At 52.7% G+C, this 17,723-nt stretch carries 12 protein-coding genes; 4 read left to right on the forward strand and 8 right to left on the reverse strand.

Translation table 11 applies throughout. The features are described from left to right. Window positions 1–22: 22 nt before the first annotated feature. The 8 genes from IG609_RS13235 to IG609_RS13270 form a co-directional block, all read right to left on the reverse strand. Complete coding sequence (locus IG609_RS13235) at window positions 23–520, reverse strand: TlpA family protein disulfide reductase (protein WP_193398939.1); 498 nt, start codon at window positions 518–520, stop codon at window positions 23–25. After that, window positions 507–1,223 (reverse strand): ABC transporter ATP-binding protein, encoded by a 717-nt coding sequence (locus tag IG609_RS13240; protein ID WP_193398940.1) that lies wholly within the window; start codon window positions 1,221–1,223, stop codon window positions 507–509. The genes IG609_RS13235 and IG609_RS13240 overlap by 14 nt, the downstream gene beginning before the upstream one ends. A 4-nt stretch (window positions 1,224–1,227) precedes the next feature. Beyond that, entirely contained in the window at window positions 1,228–2,367 is a 1,140-nt protein-coding gene (locus IG609_RS13245; RefSeq protein WP_318843277.1) for an ABC transporter permease, read from the reverse strand. Then, window positions 2,357–3,646 (reverse strand): ABC transporter permease, encoded by a 1,290-nt coding sequence (locus tag IG609_RS13250; protein WP_193400870.1) that lies wholly within the window; start codon window positions 3,644–3,646, stop codon window positions 2,357–2,359. Before IG609_RS13250 ends, IG609_RS13245 begins: the two co-directional genes overlap by 11 nt. 2 nt (window positions 3,647–3,648) lie before the next feature. Then, window positions 3,649–5,046, reverse strand: coding sequence for a Fe-S-containing protein (locus IG609_RS13255; protein ID WP_193400872.1), 1,398 nt, complete (start codon window positions 5,044–5,046; stop codon window positions 3,649–3,651). Window positions 5,047–5,203: 157 nt separating this feature from the next. Beyond that, on the reverse strand, window positions 5,204–5,731 hold the full coding sequence (locus IG609_RS13260; protein ID WP_102118673.1) for an iron transporter: 528 nt from the start codon (window positions 5,729–5,731) through the stop codon (window positions 5,204–5,206). A gap of 65 nt (window positions 5,732–5,796) precedes the next feature. Then, a complete protein-coding gene (locus tag IG609_RS13265) occupies window positions 5,797–7,761 on the reverse strand; it encodes an FTR1 family iron permease (RefSeq protein WP_193400874.1) in 1,965 nt (654 codons plus the stop codon). A 507-nt stretch (window positions 7,762–8,268) separates the two neighbouring features. Then, a complete protein-coding gene (locus IG609_RS13270; protein WP_193398944.1) occupies window positions 8,269–9,948 on the reverse strand; it encodes a methyl-accepting chemotaxis protein in 1,680 nt (559 codons plus the stop codon). A 535-nt stretch (window positions 9,949–10,483) separates the two neighbouring features. Here IG609_RS13270 and fdhF point away from each other — a divergent pair. From fdhF to IG609_RS13290, 4 genes are all read left to right on the forward strand, one after another. Then, window positions 10,484–12,634, forward strand: a complete 2,151-nt coding sequence (gene fdhF, locus IG609_RS13275) for a formate dehydrogenase subunit alpha (protein ID WP_193400875.1) — start codon at window positions 10,484–10,486, stop codon at window positions 12,632–12,634. Between the two features lie 687 nt (window positions 12,635–13,321). Then, window positions 13,322–14,635, forward strand: a complete 1,314-nt coding sequence (locus IG609_RS13280; RefSeq protein WP_193398946.1) for a CitMHS family transporter — start codon at window positions 13,322–13,324, stop codon at window positions 14,633–14,635. Between the two features lie 124 nt (window positions 14,636–14,759). After that, window positions 14,760–15,653, forward strand: coding sequence for a GntR family transcriptional regulator (locus IG609_RS13285; protein ID WP_193398947.1), 894 nt, complete (start codon window positions 14,760–14,762; stop codon window positions 15,651–15,653). 665 nt (window positions 15,654–16,318) lie between these two features. Further along, the gene (locus IG609_RS13290; protein ID WP_193398948.1) at window positions 16,319–17,623 is read left to right on the forward strand and encodes a dicarboxylate/amino acid:cation symporter; all 1,305 of its coding nucleotides are present in this window, start codon (window positions 16,319–16,321) and stop codon (window positions 17,621–17,623) included. The last annotated feature ends 100 nt before the right edge of the window (window positions 17,624–17,723 follow it).

Below are 17,723 nucleotides of genomic sequence, written 5' to 3' on the forward strand. Positions count from 1 at the left end.
GGCTGTGGAAAATAGCCGGTCTTTATGTCCGGCTTGCCAGCTTCTGAAACAGCGCGCTCAGTTGCGCTTCATCTCTCGCCCCCTGATGCTGATCGGTCACCTTGCCGTTGGCATCAATAATAAATGAGGTTGGCGTGCCGCTGACCTGATAGCGCTCTTTGGTAATACCCAACTGATCGCGCACCACCGGATAGGTCACCTTGTGGTGCGCCAGCATCGACGTGATATCCACGCCGTCAGGATCGGTATTAACCGCAACCACCACGACTTTATCGCCATACTCCTTGCTCAGCTTCTCCAGCGCGCCCATTTCAACCATGCAGCCGCCACAGCCCGACGACCAGAAATTCAGGTACACGCTTTTCCCCTGCCAGCTCGACAGATCCACCTGCTGCCCCGCCAGATCGTAGGCCGCCAGCGCCGGTGCCTGCGCTCCAACGCTCACCTGTTCTTCCTTACAGCCGCTTAGCGCCACTGCGCCCAGCAGACAAAGTGCAGTAATCCCGTTACGCCATTTCATGATGATTCACCTCTTCACCAAAATACTTGCCGTGTTGCAGGCGGATAATACGGTCAGCAAACCGACCTAACTCAGGATTGTGCGTCACCATCACAATGGTACGCCCCTGCCGATGCAGATCTTTCAGCAGATCCAGCACTCGCCGTTCATTCTCTTCATCCAGATTCCCCGTCGGTTCATCGGCGAAAATCACGGGAGGCTCATTCACAAGCGCACGGGCGATACACACGCGCTGCTGCTCACCGCCGGAAAGCTGGCTCGGTAAGTGATCGACGCGATGCGCCAGCCCCACCTGTTCCAGCACGCGCTGCGCAGCCGCTTCATCCACCACGCTGTGGTAATGCTGCGCCAGCATCACGTTTTCCAGCGCGGTCAAAAACGGAATCAGGTGGAACTGCTGGAATACCAGCCCAATCTTATCGGCCCGGAACTGGCGTCGCCCTTCTTCATCCAGCCCAGCGGCATCGACGCCGTCCAGCAATACCTGCCCTTCACTCACCGTATCCAGACAGGTGAGAATATTCATCAGCGTCGTTTTACCCGAGCCAGACGCGCCCATGATGGCGACGAACTCGCCGCGCGCGATGCGGATATTGATATTTTCCAGCGCAGTAACCTGACCAAAGCGTTTATAGAGCTGGCGAGTTTCAATCACCGCCTCCGCGGCCTGCGCACTTTCCTGCGCGTTCACCTCTACAGACATCGAGCTACTCTCCTTTCAAGACTTTGGCTGGTTCGACGTAGATTGCACGCCGGGTAGGAACCACTGCCGCGACGGCAGCAACCAGCAACGATAGCACCAGCGTGAGCGGGAACACCGGTAAACGCAGCGAGATCGTCGCGTTGAATACCGCCATCCCCAACACCTGTGCCAGCAAATAGCCCAATAGCGAACCGCATAATACGGCCGCCAGCGCGATGATGCCGGTTTCCGCCAGCATCTGCCGGATGATGTCTCGTCCGCTCGCGCCCAGTGCCTTCTGTAACGCAAATTCGCGGGCACGTTCACCGACAATCGCCATCAGCGTCGTGTTCACACACAGGGAAGACAGCACGAGAATCACCGCCGATACCAGCCCCATCAGCCCTTTAATTTTATTCAGCACCTGACCTTCCGACGCCGACACTTTCAGGATCGGGCGGATCTCCAGTTGCGGATACTGCTGCTGAAGTTGCGCAGCGAAGCGATCGACCTGCCCCAGATCGTTGCTGACGCTCAACAACGCATTACTGATCGCGCCTTCTTTATCCAGCCACTTTTGTGCCAGTTCCAGATTCACGATCAGCATGTTGTCCGTCGCATCGCCGGATTCCACGATACCTTTGATCTGCAACCGCTGTTTCCCACCATCACCCACCAGCGTGATGCTGTCGCCGACTTTGACGTTCAGTCTCTCCGCCAGCTTCACTCCGATCATGGCGTTACGGTCATCGAAGCTGACGCCAATCCAGTTACCCGTGACCTGCCAGTACGGTGCCAACTGCCGCAGCGATTCGAACCACACGCCCATCAGCACCACTTTCTCCAGCTCCGTACGCGCCATGCCATACAGATAAGGGCTGGACGCGTTGATTAATCCAGCCGGTGCGTTGTCGATAATCGGTTGAAACGTACTCTGTGGAATCGTATTGCCTCGCGCCGGACCGATGTAAAAATTCGCGCCGAAGGTGCGCAGTTCCTGACTCATCTTGGCGTTGATATCGAAATAGACGGCAGACATCGCCGTCACAATCGCCGCACCAACCATCAGCGCCGCGAACACCACACTAACACGCTGCATACGCAGCCGCAGCGCGCGGAACACCAGCCGCCAGAACATGCTGTTCATCAAGCCATTAGCGCCCATACAGCACCTCCACCGGATACAGCTTGGCGATCCGGCGCGCCGGGAACCACGTTCCGATGATGGCGATCAGCATCGAGATCACCAGCACACAAGGGATAACAATCCACGCGAAACTCAGCGGAACGCCGAACAGCATCAGGCCAATGGCCTTCGCCAGCCCCCAGCCTGCGACACAGCCCGCGATTCCGCCAGCCAGCCCGCTCAGCGCCGCTTCGAGATAAAACAGCAGCATGATCTGCCACTGACGTGCCCCCAGCGCTTTCATCAACCCGATCTCTTTGGCTCGTTCCATGATGGTGCTGGTCATCAGCGAGGCAATCCCCATCGCTGCCGCCACCAGCGCGGCAAAGGTCACCACCGCCAGAAGCAATTGGATCTTGTCGATCACCACGCCTTCCGAGGCGGCGACCTGCCAGATAGGACGCACCACCGAGCCAGAAATGGCTTCTTCCAACTGGTGCGCAATCGAAGACACATACGCGGTGCAGTACCAGAGGTCATACTCTTCGGCATTCAGCGCTTCCAGATTTTCCCGCGCCCGCCGCGACAGTTCATTTTCCGGCACGGTCAGCGCCGACACGCGGATGGCCTGAATTTTACCAGCCAGCCCCAGCAGCGATTGCACCGTTGCCAGCGGCATCACCAGACGACTCTCTTCATCACCGCCGCTGATCAGAATGCCGCTCACCTCTACCGTTGCGTCCCCTTTTGCGCCGTGCAAGGCGAGTTTATCCCCGACTTTCCAGCCCGTTTGCACCGCCAGCTGTTTTCCCACCAGCGTTTGCGCCACATTTTCCGTCGTCACCGGTTCCTGCGGCCACTGCCCCGCCACCTGCCAGTAGGGGCTAACGGTCATTTGTCCCGAGCGATAGTCTTCTTCATCCGGCACCGCAACAGGCTGAGAAAAGAAGGTGCCCAGCACGGCAACCGGCTGTCCGTTGATCTCGACATCACCGCTCAGCAGCGGCGCAAAGCCGACAATGTTATTGCGCCAGAAGATATCTTTGATGTTCGGCAGCTCCGCCTCATCGAGAAAATCCTGCCCTTCCAGCGGGTTACTGCGCTCGCCAAACAGCGCGGGTAGCGCCGCTTGTCCTGCTGGCTCAATCAGAATATTCGCGCCGTAGGATTTCAGCTCGCGTGCCATTTTGTCGCCGATATCAATGGACACCGCCAGCAGCGCGGAGATCAACCCCGCCGCCAAAAACACGGTCAGCACCGCCAGCGATTTACGCCGAATATTTCTGCGCCAGGACTGACGTAACAGTCGCCACAGCATGATTATTCCTCCTCAGCCTGCTCGCCAGTTGCCGCTGCTTTGGTAGTGGCAAATTTCGCGGGACTTTCGCGGAAGCGGTTGTAGTTGGCTTCCGACGAGAAGAAGTACGTTTTACCGCCGTAGCGATATTTATGTTCCGCACTCACGTTGGTCAGTTTGGAGCCATCAACCGGGTCGATGACTTCCATCGACACCACCGTCGAGAAGTAGTTAGTGCCTGCCGCCAGTGAGGCTCGTCCAATCACCAGTTCATTATCGTCGTTGCTCCACCCTTCAATCGGCACCGGATTACAGCCGCCCGCTTTGCCAATAGAAGGAATGAAGATATGCACGCCGCAGGCGACACAAATCACCTGATTGCCTTCCATCACGTAGCCCTGATCGCCGCACAGCAGGCAGGCATCAAACACTACGCCAAGACGCAGGCGATCGGGATAGCGGTTAATGATGAAAAAGCGCACGGCCTTGCCGTCATCGGCAATCCACACGAAACGATGCAGCTTGCCATCACGCACTTGCTCAATCGGAATATGCACTTTGCCATCGGCCGCCAGCGTCACGGGCTGTGCTTCCGACAGACGAGGCGGTTGCGACGCGACCTTGTCCCAATAAAGCTGGGCCAACGCCACCACCAACAGCGCCGTGAGCGTTGCCAACAGCGTGCGGCGCAGCGTGCGATAGCCTGCTGTCGCTTTACGCTTTTCAATCGCCTCATGCGTGGCCAACATCTGGCGGCGCGCATGCCGCAGCGGCCAAACCAGCCCGGCAGCCACCGCCGCCATGAACAACGCACTGAGGTAATTCAATAAATGCGCGCTGTTGGTGACATGCGCCACATAGCTCAGGCGCGGCTTAGTCAGCCCCAGCGCCTGTAATTTCATCAACAGCAGCAATAAATTGCCGCTTATCGGCAACAGCAGAAGCGTCACCAGCAGCGCCAGCAGTGGCCAGCGCAGTAAATGAATGCGGCGCGCAATCATGCCGCACAGCGCGGCACAGAACACCAGCCAGCCAAACGCCAGCAGCACCGCGCTGAAATTCAGCAGCAGATCGGTATTCACCACATGGGTGGTTGTCAGCGCGGTCAGATTGGGATCGTTGCCCCAATGTACCGCCGCGCCCGCCACCAGTAGCACTTGCCACAGATAGCCAATACGCGGGTGGGAAAAACACTGACAGACAAGAAACAGGATCAAGGCCAGCGCCTGAAGCGCCGTAAAGCCCAGCAGAAATGCTTGCCCGTTAGGAAAATGCACGCCAATAAACATCCCAGCAAACAGCGCCAGCAGCGTGATCCACCCCAGCGTTCTGACCGTCGGCGTGGAACGATGGCTCCAGTTCAGCCCCAGCAATAGCGCTATCGGCAGGAAGGATTGGAGGGTCGTGATAAAAAAATTCATATATACCCGTCACCTTTCAAGTTGCAGGTGCGTCGGTTGAGCGCGATGCCGAGTGGCATCAGCACACTGGCTGGAAAATCACCACCTCTACGGGCAACAACGGTGTGCCCGCAGAGGCGTGAACATGACCGCGACAGAACATCGCGGACAGAAGACCTTATTCTAAACCGACGTATTTGAAGTCAAAGCTGACATCAAACGGTTTCCACCAGCGGCCTACGCCCGTTTCACCATCGGTGTGACGGTGCATACCGGCTTTTGATGGCGGGTCGATGTGGTAAGTCACTTTGTAGTTGCCCACGCCCATCATTTTGATGTTCGCGCCGTAGTGCGGGCCATCGCTGGCCACCATCGGCATGAATGTGCCTTCCTGCTTCGCACCGGTATCGGTGTTGGTCAGGGTGTACGCGATGGTCAGGAACGGCATCCACTCACCGGCACCGAAGCCGTTTTTGTTGCCTTCAGCGGCGTGGATATCGGCTTCCAGATGGATGTCCGCTTTCGCAGCAGGCAGGCCCATGCCACGCGGTTCCATGTCGATAGGTTGCAGATAAACAGCGGCAATTTCCATTTCGTTCATGGAAACCGGCTCACCCGCTGGATATTCTTTAAACGCCAGTGCGGCAGGTGCAGTGAAAATACCGGCAATAACGGCACCCGCAATCAGACTTTTTTGCCTCTTCATCAAACCCATCCTCATCTCAGTCGTCCCTCTTCGCTTAATTCGCTAAGCGATTGGGGTTGTTATGGTTATTTGCTGCTCTTATTGCTTTCAGTATTAAATTCACGTCGAATGCCTTCTTTATCAGATGGCAGCGCCCTGCGCCGCATCACCCATAAGGCGATTAGCGCCGCGACCACCAGCACACCCTGTGGAATCAGCGTCTCAACATAAGGATAAATCCCCAACCCGCTGATTTCCGGTACGCCGGTCAGCAACGTCGGTTCAAACAGTTTGCCTTCGATCAGTTCCAGCACGCCTTTACCCGCGAACACAAACGCCATCAGGTACATAAAGCATCCGGTAAACATAAAGAACGGCTTCAGCGGCAGTTTGACGATGGTGTAGCGCATCACGAAGTAGGCAATCAGCAGGATCAGACAGCCGATGACAAAACCAGCCAGAATAGAGAGATGCCCCGCCATGTTGCTGGCATCACCGACCAGCGCGTAATAGAACAGCACCGTCTCCGCGCCTTCGCGGTACACGGCCAGAAAGCTGGTGAGCCATAGGCCGATCATGGAACCGCTGCTTAGCGAATGCGACAGTTTGCCTTCCAGATAAGCCTTCCATTGCCGCGCTTCCACTTTGGACAACAGCCAGTAGCTCATGAAGAACAGCATCTCGACGGCAATCAGCATCGTAATGCCTTCCAGCAGCTCACGGCTGGCACCGGAATGGGTGAACACAAGTTGGAAAATGACGGCGGTAATCACACTACACAGCAGCGCGGCGTAAACCGACTGGCGAATCAGCGGCAGTTTGTCCTGCTGATTGTTTTTCACCAGATAGGCCACGATCGCCGCCACAATCAGCAAGGCTTCCAGACCTTCGCGCACAATAATCAGCAGGCTGTATATCAACAGGCTCCAGTGAGTTTCACCACCGTCGCCCAGCATGGTCACAGCCTTCGCCAGTTCCTGCTGCAGCGCTTCGGCCTGCCCTTGCAGTTGCTCCGCAGGCTGTTTGGCGTTCATCAAACTCACCAGACGGGTGAAATAGCCTTCGAGCGTCGATTTGAACGCCGCATCGCGAGAACCAATCTTGTTCTCCATGCCGGTGGCTTCAAACAAATCGAAATAGGTATCCTGCACCGCCATGATGGCAGGTTTGACCTGACCTTGACGATATTGCGCAATCGCGGCAACAATAGCCTGATTGATATCGTCGGCGACGTTCGCCCAGTTCGCATCCGACACCGCACCCGTATCAGCGTTCGCGGCAGATGTTGCCGTCGCCTGCTGGCTGTCACGCGTTGTTGGCAATCCCGGCAAGGCATCTTCGATATCCTGCAACAACGTGGTGACCCGATAGGAGATATCCGTCAGTTGATCGGGCTGGCTGGCTAACGTAATCAGCGCGGAGAATTGTTGATTAATTGAAGCCGCCTGCTGCGCCGAGCGATTCTGCCTGACCGACATCTCCATTTCAGAGTTTTTAAAGCCCTGATAGTGCGCCTGCTGCACGCTCTGACTGGCCTTTTTGTAATCGCCGGCCTGATATTCCGTCACGGCTAGCGCGAGCTGGTCATCGATGATTTTGAAACTCTGCTGCCAGTACGGCGCAATGTCGGTGTTGTCATAGGCACCGTGCTGCTCCTGCGCGACCAGTTTGTGCCCTTCCGACAGCACAGGCAGAACGGCATCCAGTTCGCCCTTCAGCCAAGAGATTCTCGCTTGCACCTCGGCCTGCGGTTTGCCTTCGCCAATCATGCGGCGAATTTCACCGAAGGTCGCTTCCAACTGATAGCTTTTTTGCGCAGAAATATTGATGCGGATAGGGCCTTCAAGGTTTTCAAACACCTCGAAATAGGCCATCTGAACTTCGGTGCGGGCATCATCCAGCTTTTGCTGCTCATAGAGCTGAGCCGTTTTATCCAGCCGAGTTTCGATATCTTGAATAAATGAGGCGTAATCGGTCGCGGCAACGGCAACGGCCACTGAACAACTCAACAGCCAACACAACACGAGAAGCGTTCTTTGCAAGATAGACATAAGCGAGTGATAAAGCACAAATGATATTTATTCTTATTATCACTTTGAAGCCGCCATCTGTCTTGATTTACGTCACGAAAACATAAGCAACAACCGCTTTAGTGTGTAACAAATGGTTTCAGGTTTAATTTTACACCCTAAAATAACGTTTTATTTCTATAACCCCCAGAAAAGTACCGCTTTTTGATCTCAAAAATGGCAAAAAATCGCCAAGAAAATGAAGCAATAAGTATGCCAGTATTTCAATTTGCCAATTTCAATATCAGAGACACCCGTCTTAAAATAATATTTCTTTACATTAACACAAGCCGATTTACAGAGTAAAACACCATTTTCTCTCTGTAATCCAACGCATTACACGTGTTGACGCCAACATGTTTCACCGACCATTTTTGGGCGATTACCCGCGATCAACAGAACCGGGTAGATTCCTTTCCGTCCGGTTCGTCGCCAGCCCCATGGGCTATCTTACGTTCAACATCTGTCGCGTATTTAACCCGCTACGGATCAGAATTTTTCCCATCCCTCACCGTTGCGACCCTGTGCCGACAGTAGCGGCGTAGAACCCTGCCCAACCGCGCGATGGACGGGGGCAGCGATCGCCTGACGGGAAAAAGACATTGTCGGATCGCAATCTGATTCCAGATCGAACACATCCACCACGGCGGACAACTCGCTGGTTTGTTCATCCAGACGGGCCGCAGCCTCTGCCGATTGCATCACCAACGATGCATTCTGCTGCGTGACGCTGTCCATTTCGTGCACCGCCTGGCTAATCTGCGTAATGCCACGCGTTTGCTCATCCGTTGCCGCCGCGATTTCACCAATCAGATCGTTCACATGCGAAATGGAGGCAATAATTGCCGTCATCGCTTCACCGGACTGTCGAACCTGCCCTGCACCGGTTTCAACGCGCGAAACCGATTCGGCAATCAGCGCCTCAATTTCTTTCGCCGCCTGCGCGCTGCGCTGCGCCAGTGTACGAACCTCACCGGCGACAACCGCAAAGCCTCGCCCCTGCTCCCCCGCCCGCGCGGCTTCAACCGCCGCATTCAGCGCCAGAATATTGGTCTGAAACGCAATGCTGTTAATCACCGAGGTGATATCGGAAATTTGTCGGGAACTGGCGCTAATACCATCCATCGTCGTCATCACGTTGCTGCTGATATTCCCGCCTTTTTGCGCCGTATCCGCCGCATCCTTCGCCAGCTTACGCACCTGATGCACGTGTTCGGTCGTTTGCCGCACCGTGGAGCTAATCTCTTCCATACTGGCCGCCGTCTGCTGTAGTGCAGCAGCCTGCTGTTCCGTGCGGCTGGAAAGGTTATCGTTGCCATCCTTAATGCTCGACGTCCCGTTGTTGATTTCCGTCGTGCTCTGCCGGATGACCGTCACCGTATCACGCAAACTTTTCTGCAATTTCTTAATATCGGGAATCAATCGTCCCGCACAGTTCTTGCCAAATTCCGCCAGCTCACAGCCTAAGCGCCCCGCCGTCAACTGTGCCAAATGGGACTTGAGCACTGAAATCGGAATAACCAGATAGTTCCTCAAATAGTATTCCGTGAAAATCAACACGATGAGGCCAATCACCATCACAGCAATTAACGAATTACGGTTTTGGGTATTATGTTCATTCACGGCTGGAATCAACGACGAGGAGGTAATGCTGTCCGAATAGCGTTTGACGTCTTCGCCAAACGTCAGGCTAATCGGCGGATAAACAGAGCGAAATATCTGTCGGAATCCTTCGTAATCATTACGTTGCAGTGCCGCATTCATCGGATCGATAGAGGTCGAGATCAAGGTGTTCCAGGTATTTTTTACCGCATCAACCGTTGCCTGATCGACGCCGACATGCTCCGCAGTCTGGAATTTCTCCAGCGAGTCTTTGGTATTTTTTAGCGCGACCTGTGCCATTTCCAACGTCTTTTTGGCGTTTTCTGGCTCGTTACGCTGCAAATAATCCATCGTTCTTTCCATACGAGTTACGGCCCGAAAATATTGATCGGTTCCATAGACCAGATGGGAATACGTTTTTCGCTGAGTCTCACTTTTATCAAGCAAATTGGTGACCTGATAAAGCGAATAAAGACTGAATCCTGATGCCACTCCCCACGCCACTAACAGGGAAGCCACTATGACCAGCACCATTATTTTTATGCTGACATTTCTTAGAAATTCCATAATGCACTCCGCGACGTTAACAAATATTTCCCGCCCGCACGCTCTGTCGGAAAAGTATTTACTTTTACTCATGACGGTGCCGCCCGTTGTCTCGCGCCCTTATCCCACGCGATCTCACAGACGTTCTGGAATTCCCTGATTCATGCCCCATTAGATGGGAAATCTAGCTCAAAAAATTAACGAATAGAATGCGTTATCTTCCTTGAGATGCCAATTTCCGTTGTTTTAAACAGCCGACAGGCATGGCTACCCCAGCCTCATCGGTGGTACATAGAGTTAATATCGTCAAAAACAGTATAGGCATTAACAGATAAAGAGGATAAATACGCTGTCACGTTATTTTCCAGACGAATGTCCTATGGAAAAAGGTCGCGGCACTCAACACGTTAGGACGATTTATCATCGCCCTGAGCATGACCACGATCAGTAAATTAATTTTCTTTATCGGTGATTATCGAAGGTTAGATGACTGCATCAACAGCCTGCCGCAGGAATGCAGTTCTTACGATCCAAGACTCAGCTTTGGAGAATAATCATGCAGAAAGTGCTTACCGTCTGTCCGTATTGCGGGTCAGGCTGCAAAATTAACCTGCTGGTAGAGAACGGCAAAGTGGTTGGTGCAGAAGGCGCAAACGGCGTCACCAATGAAGGTGAGCTGTGCCTGAAAGGCTATTACGGCTGGGATTTTCTTAACGACACGAAAATTCTGACGCCGCGTTTAAAGCAGCCGCTGATTCGACGTCAGAAAGGCGCCCCCTTTGAAGCGGTGAGCTGGGATGAGGCTATCGACTTCGCCAGCTCGCGATTAAAAGCCATTAAAGAGAAGTACGGTGCCGAGTCGATTATGCACACAGGCTCGTCACGCGGTCCCGGTAATGAAACCAATTACGTAATGCAGAAATTTGCCCGAGCGGTCACCGGGAATAATAACGTCGACTGCTGCGCCCGACTCTGCCACGGTCCTTCAGTTGCTGGGCTACAGGTTACGCTGGGCAACGGCGCAATGAGCAACTCTATCTGCGAAATCGAAAAAACCGACTGCATCCTGATTTTTGGCTACAACGCCGCAGACTCACACCCCATCGTGGCGCGTCGAATCCTGAAAGCGAAAGCGCGCGGGGCAAAAATCATCGTGTGCGATCCGCGCCATATTGAAACCGCCCGCATCGCCGATCTGTGGCTGCCATTGAAAAATGGCTCCAACATGGCACTGGTCAACGCGTTCGCTAACGTGCTGATCAACGAAGGCCACTACGATAAAGCCTACGTCGCCCGCCATACCGAGGGCTTCGAGGAATTCAGCAAGACCGTCGCGAAATACACGCCGGAGTATGTCGCCGACATCACCGGACTGTCGCCGAAATTGATTCGCGACGCGATGCGGATCTATGCCGCTGCGCCGTCCGCCACCATTCTATGGGGAATGGGTGTGACGCAGTGGGGTCAAGGCGTTGATGTGGTCAAAGGTCTATCTGGTCTGGCGCTGCTGACTGGGAATCTGGGGCGTCCGAACGTGGGCGTCGGGCCGGTGCGTGGGCAAAACAATGTGCAGGGTGCCTGCGATATGGGGGCGCTGCCCAATATGTTCCCCGGTTATCAAAACGTCACGGATAAAGCGGTGCTGGCGAAATTTGCCGATGCCTGGGGCGTACCTGCACTCTCCGACAAAATCGGCTACTCGCTGACCGATCTCCCGCACAAGATAAAAGAAGGGAAGATCCGAGCCAATTACGTGATGGGCGAAGATCCGCTGCAAACCGAGCCGGATCTGTCGATGCTGCGCGATGCGTTCAACGAGCTGGAGTTGCTGATCGTGCAGGACATCTTCATGACCAAAACCGCTGCGATTGCCGATGTGATTTTACCCGCAACCTCCTGGGGCGAGCACGAAGGGGTCTATACCGCCGCCGACCGAGGATTCCAGCGCTTTTATAAAGCCGTGGAGCCGCAGGGCGATGTGAAACCCGACTGGGAAATCATCAGCTTGATGGCTACAGCACTCGGCTATCCGATGCACTATAACAACACGCAGGAGATCTGGGACGAGCTGCGAGCACTCTGCCCGCTGTATTACGGCGCAACTTACGAGAAAATGGCGGGACTGGGTTATGTGCCGTGGCCATGCCCGACTGAAGACAGCCCCGGCACGCAGTGGCTGTACGCCGGTAATCACTTCGATCGTCCCAGCGGGAAAGGCTTACTGCTCACGGCCGAGTGGCGACCGCCGATGGAGCTGGTGGATGAGGATTACCCGTTGGTCTTGTGCACCGTGCGCGAAGTTGGCCATTACTCCTGCCGTTCCATGACGGGCAACTGCACCGCATTACAAACGCTAGCGGATGAACCGGGCTACGTGCAGGTGAGCCCGCACGACGCCGAACGTTTAGGCATCCACGACCAGCAGCTCGCTTGGATCTCGTCACGACGCGGCAAGGTGATCTCTCGCGTTGCCGTCAGCGAGCGCATCAATAAAGGTGCCGTCTACATGACCTACCAGTGGTGGATCGGTGCCTGCAATGAACTGACGCTGGATCATCTCGACCCAGTATCCAAAACGCCGGAATACAAACACTGCGCCGTTAAACTGGAAGCCATCGACGATCAGCAGGCAGCCGAGAACTATGTACAACAGGAATACAGCCAGTTGAAAGATCGGCTGCGCAGCACCGCAGAAAACGTCAGTTAATCTCCCTTACCTAAGCCGCCGCGAACCTCAGCCGTCCGGTAAAAGCCGTGGCGGCTTAGGAAATACGGATGGTTTAGACAACGTTTAACCTTCCTCACCAATAATGCCTTATTCCCCACCTCATCTTGTAAAATTTCATGAATGAAAACGGATAAATTTCGGTTAATCGATAATAAACTTCTACGCAGCAATTAAATTTTCACACCTCTGTTTATCTTTTAAAATTATGTTGCTATCACCGACCTTCCCTCATCACAATTGTTCTTTATTGCAATTTAGCGCAATTTGCGTTTTATTTTACAATGCTTTAATTTGTTTTTAACAAAAAGAGCCCCCTTATAACGGCAGTCATAAAATCGATCAAAACAATCACTAAACAATCGGTTAGATTGATGCTTGCGGGGATAAAAGGAATATTATTGTTGCTCGCATAGAGGTCGTTTATGTTACCGATTACCGTTACCTTATCACTCCCTCATTATCTGTCATTTATTATTCGTATTGACCCTGGAAGCTAACTCACGCCTTTCATTCCTATTCCCCTGAACGTCGCTGACATCGGGAAATAAGCTAATTCCATCCCTTTCGATATACGGTTATAAAAACCGTACGGTTTTGGGCTCCCAAAATTCGCTGAAAGAAAGGCAGTAATTTATTCAGAATATAATAAAAAACAGGAGATTCACTGTGCTCACTATTCTCGGTTTCTCTATGGTCATCTGCTTTATGTACCTGATCATGACCAAGCGGATGTCTGCGCTGATCGCGCTGATTCTTATCCCTACGCTGTTTGCATTGGCAGCGGGTTTCTATCAGGGGCTGGGAACGATGATGCTGGATGGCATCAAAACGCTGGCACCAACCGGCGTTATGCTGACGTTTTCTATTCTCTACTTCGGCATCATGATCGATGCGGGGCTGTTCGATCCGCTGGTACGCTTCATTCTCCGGCTGGTTAAAGGCGACCCGCTGAAAGTGTTGGTCGGCACCGCCGTATTAACCTTGATGGTAGCGCTGGACGGCGACAGTACCACGACCTATATGATCGCGATTGCTGCATTCCTGCCGCTCTATCAGCGGTTGGGAATGAACGTACTGGGGTTAACCTGTCTGGTTAACATTGCCAGCGGCGTGATGAACCTTTCCCCTTGGGGCGGCCCCACCGCGCGTGCCGCCGCCGCATTACGCGTTGATGCACTGGACGTTTTCCTTCCGATGCTCCCAGCGATTATTTTAGCCAGCCTGACACTGGTCGGCGTGGCCGTGTTCCTGGGTCTACAGGAGCGTAAACGGCTGGGGATCATTGATGTCAGCAACTTCCAGAATACGTCGATCAATCTGGGCAACGGCAGCGATGAAGAAAGCGACGCCAATCGCCGCCCTAACATGTTCTGGCCGAACTTTATCCTCACCACCCTGCTGCTGGTATTTCTGGTGATTGGTATTCTGCCAATTCAGGTGCTGTTTATGCTCGGTTTCGCTATCGCCGTCATGCTCAACTATCCCAAGCTGGAGGAGCAAAAAGCGCGGATCGGCTCACACGCCGCTAACGTGCTAGCAGTGACATCACTTATTTTCGCCGCTGGAATTTTCACTGGCATTTTATCCGGTACAGGTATGGTGGATGCCATGGCGAAGAGCCTGTTGCAGGTGATACCCGAAAGTTTCGGTCCGTATCTTGCGGTATTCACTGCGCTCATTAGCCTGCCGTTTACTTTTTTGATGTCCAACGATGCGTTCTATTTCGGAATCTTACCGGTTATCGCCCAGACGGCGGTCAATTATGGTATTACTCCAGAGGAGATCGCCCGCGCGTCGATTGTCGGCCAGCCGTTCCACCTGCTCAGCCCGCTGGTACCGTCGCTCTACCTGCTGGTCAGTCTGGCAAAAGTGGACATTGGCGATCACCAACGCTTTGCAATCAAATGGGCGATTTTTGTCAGCCTGTCACTGCTGGTCGGTGGTATTGTCTTCGGCGCGTTTCCGTTCTATCACCAGTAAAACAGGCCTGCTCCGGCCTTGCCGGAGCAGGCTTTACTGACAGGCGAGCCGTGCTGACAAGAACATAACGATTCCTCGTAACACCCTAAACGACATAGCCCCTAAACGACATAGCAGGATAGCCATGGCTTTAACTCCCCTACAAACAAGGATTGTCAGACAGATTGTCGCCTATATTCGCCGCGAGCAGTTGCCGCTCGGCGCTCATCTGATCGAATCGTCACTGGCGCAGGTACTGAACACCTCGCGCACGCCGGTCAAAGTCGCACTGCGGTATCTGACGGAAAAAGGCATGCTGCATTACCACCGCAACCGGGGATTTTATCTTAACCGCCATGCCCATGAATTAGGGCATCTGCTCACCGAGTTAGCCGCCAGCAGCGAAGAACCGCTCTACCGGAAGATTGTCGACATGCGCCTCTCCCGTCGGTTGCCGGAACAGTTTTCAGAAGTGGATCTGATGCGAGAATGTCAGGTGTCCCGCTCCGTACTGCGTAACGTTCTGACGCGTATTCAACAGGAAGGTTGGCTCGAATTTCGCACAGGTCAAGGCTGGCGAACCACGCCAATCATCGATTCCGTCACGGCCTATGAGGAAAGTTTTACGTTTCGCCTGCTGGTCGAGCCACTCAGTTTGCTGTCGCCGCAGTTTCGTATCGATCAACACACGCTCAATGCCTGTCGTAAGCAGCAGGAAGACATTCTCAATGGGGGTTATCTGACGCTCACACCACATGAAATGTTCGATGCCAATACGCACTTTCATGAAACGCTGCTTGCCTGTAGCGGCAATCGCTTCGCCCACCATAGCTTGCAACGAATCAATCAATTACGGCGTCTGGTGGAATATCGACAAGGGAGCCCAGTCTTCAATCCCAAGCGGTTGGAACAGATTGAAGAGCATCTGGCGATTCTGGATTTCCTGCAACGGGGAGAGATAGAAACAGCGGCAGAGTGGATGAAAAAGCATCTGGAAAAAGCGTGCCACGATAAGGTAAGCATCGATCTTTTTCGGTGAAATAACCAACAGCTCAGCCTCAAATCATCAGTAACATATGTTTAAAAAATAAAAAACACCATTTTAAACACGCTAAACGCCCAGATAGTTACAAACAGAAACATCTAGAGCAATAATCAAACGTTAAATCAACAACACAAAAATAAATCATTAGCCATAAATTGAAAGTCACGATTTAAATAATTAAAAAATTAATTTTTTTATAAAATGACCTGTATATAAACTTTTCGTTAATTGTTCTTTTATTTTTACTTAATCTTTAAGTAATTCACCATATGTTTTATTGATGTGGTCTCCTGTATTATTAGCAACACTACTTCAACACCTTAGCCCATCGACTTTCATTGGCGAAAAACCAAATCAACTCATTGTTTAACAATGAATTAATAAAAAAACCATGCTTTACAGGATCTGCCCATCACATCCCTATTTATCATTACAAGCGACATGGACATGCATTTTTCGCATGACAAAGATCACAATTACATAACAATCCGCAGAAAAAAAATGTAAAAAACAAGAATCGTTGTAATATCGGCGGGCAGACACAACACCCCAATAACAGGTTCGGGTGAGGAGTTGGTGTATTCAGGGAAAGCACCAACCATCCATCACGCGGCAATAATATTGTGTTGTCTGAATCAATTCATCAACATGAGGTTTATATGCAAAGGCAGAAGTTACTTGTACAGATAGTCTTGGCTATCGTCTTGGGAATATTAATCGGCTGGGCTTGCCATCAATATCTTGACGGCAGTCGAGCAAAAGAAGTTGCATCTTATTTCAACATGGTTACCGATATCTTCCTGCGTCTGATCAAAATGATCATCGCACCACTGGTCTTCGCTACGCTAGTTTCCGGCCTAGCAAGCATGGGAGGAAACTCTTCTGCCGTTGGCCGTATCGGTATGAAAGCGATGATCTGGTTTGTCAGCGCCTCGTTCATTTCTCTGCTCATTGGTATGCTCTTCGCTAACCTGTTCCAACCCGGTGCGGGCATGAATCTCGAAGTCCCCGTACAGCATGTTGCGACAGGCCTGAATACCGACAGCTTTACACTTAAGAGCTTCATCAGCCATATCTTCCCGAAAAGTATCGTCGAAGCGATGGCGAACAATGAGATCCTGCAAATTCTGGTGTTCTCTCTGTTCTTCGGCTCCGCGCTTGCCTATGTAAAAGGCCACAACAAGCACGCGACCACGATCATTTCCATGATCGAAGAACTGACCAAAGTGATGTTCCGCGTGACCGACTACGTGATGGCGTTGGCTCCTATTGCTGTCTTTGCCGCAATCGCTTCCGCGATTACCACGCAAGGTCTGGGCCTGCTTTACGACTTCGGTAAACTGATCGGTGAATTCTACCTCGGTCTGGCCTTACTGTGGGGCGTTCTGTTCCTGGTTGGCTACCTGTTCCTGGGCAAAGGCATCGTTAGACTGGCGAAGCTGATTCGTGAACCGACCATGCTGGCTTTCGCCACGGCGAGCAGTGAATCGGCTTATCCGAAAACCATGGAAGCGCTGACCAAATTCGGCGTGCCGAAAAAAGTCACCAGCTTTGTGCTGCCGCTCGGTTACTCGTTCAACCTCGACGGTTCTATGATGTACCAGTCCTTTGCGATTCTGTTTATCGCACAGGCTTACAACATCGACCTAAGCGTTACTGAGCAAATCCTGATCCTGCTGACGCTGATGATCACCAGTAAAGGGATGGCGGGCGTAGCACGTGCTTCTATCGTGGTGGTTGCCGCAACGCTGCCGATGTTCAGCCTGCCGGAAGCCGGTATTCTACTGATCATCGGTATTGATCAGTTTCTGGATATGGGCCGTACTGCAACTAACGTCATCGGTAACAGTATCTCTACCGCCGTTGTGGCCAGTCTGGAAAAAGACATCCACGATGATGAGGAAGAGGCTACCGACGAAGTCGTCGCCTATAAGGAACCTCAGCAGGCTACGCAAAATAGCTAATGCTGAGTGAGTGAATGCTTCATCTATAGCGGCCTTCGGGTCGCTATTTTTTTATCTCTCGTTGCCTGCCCACATTTCGTTTCATCATCTGTATGGTCAC

The sequence above is a fragment of the Pectobacterium quasiaquaticum genome (assembly GCF_014946775.2).
GTDB classification, from domain to species: Bacteria; Pseudomonadota; Gammaproteobacteria; order Enterobacterales; family Enterobacteriaceae; genus Pectobacterium; species Pectobacterium aquaticum.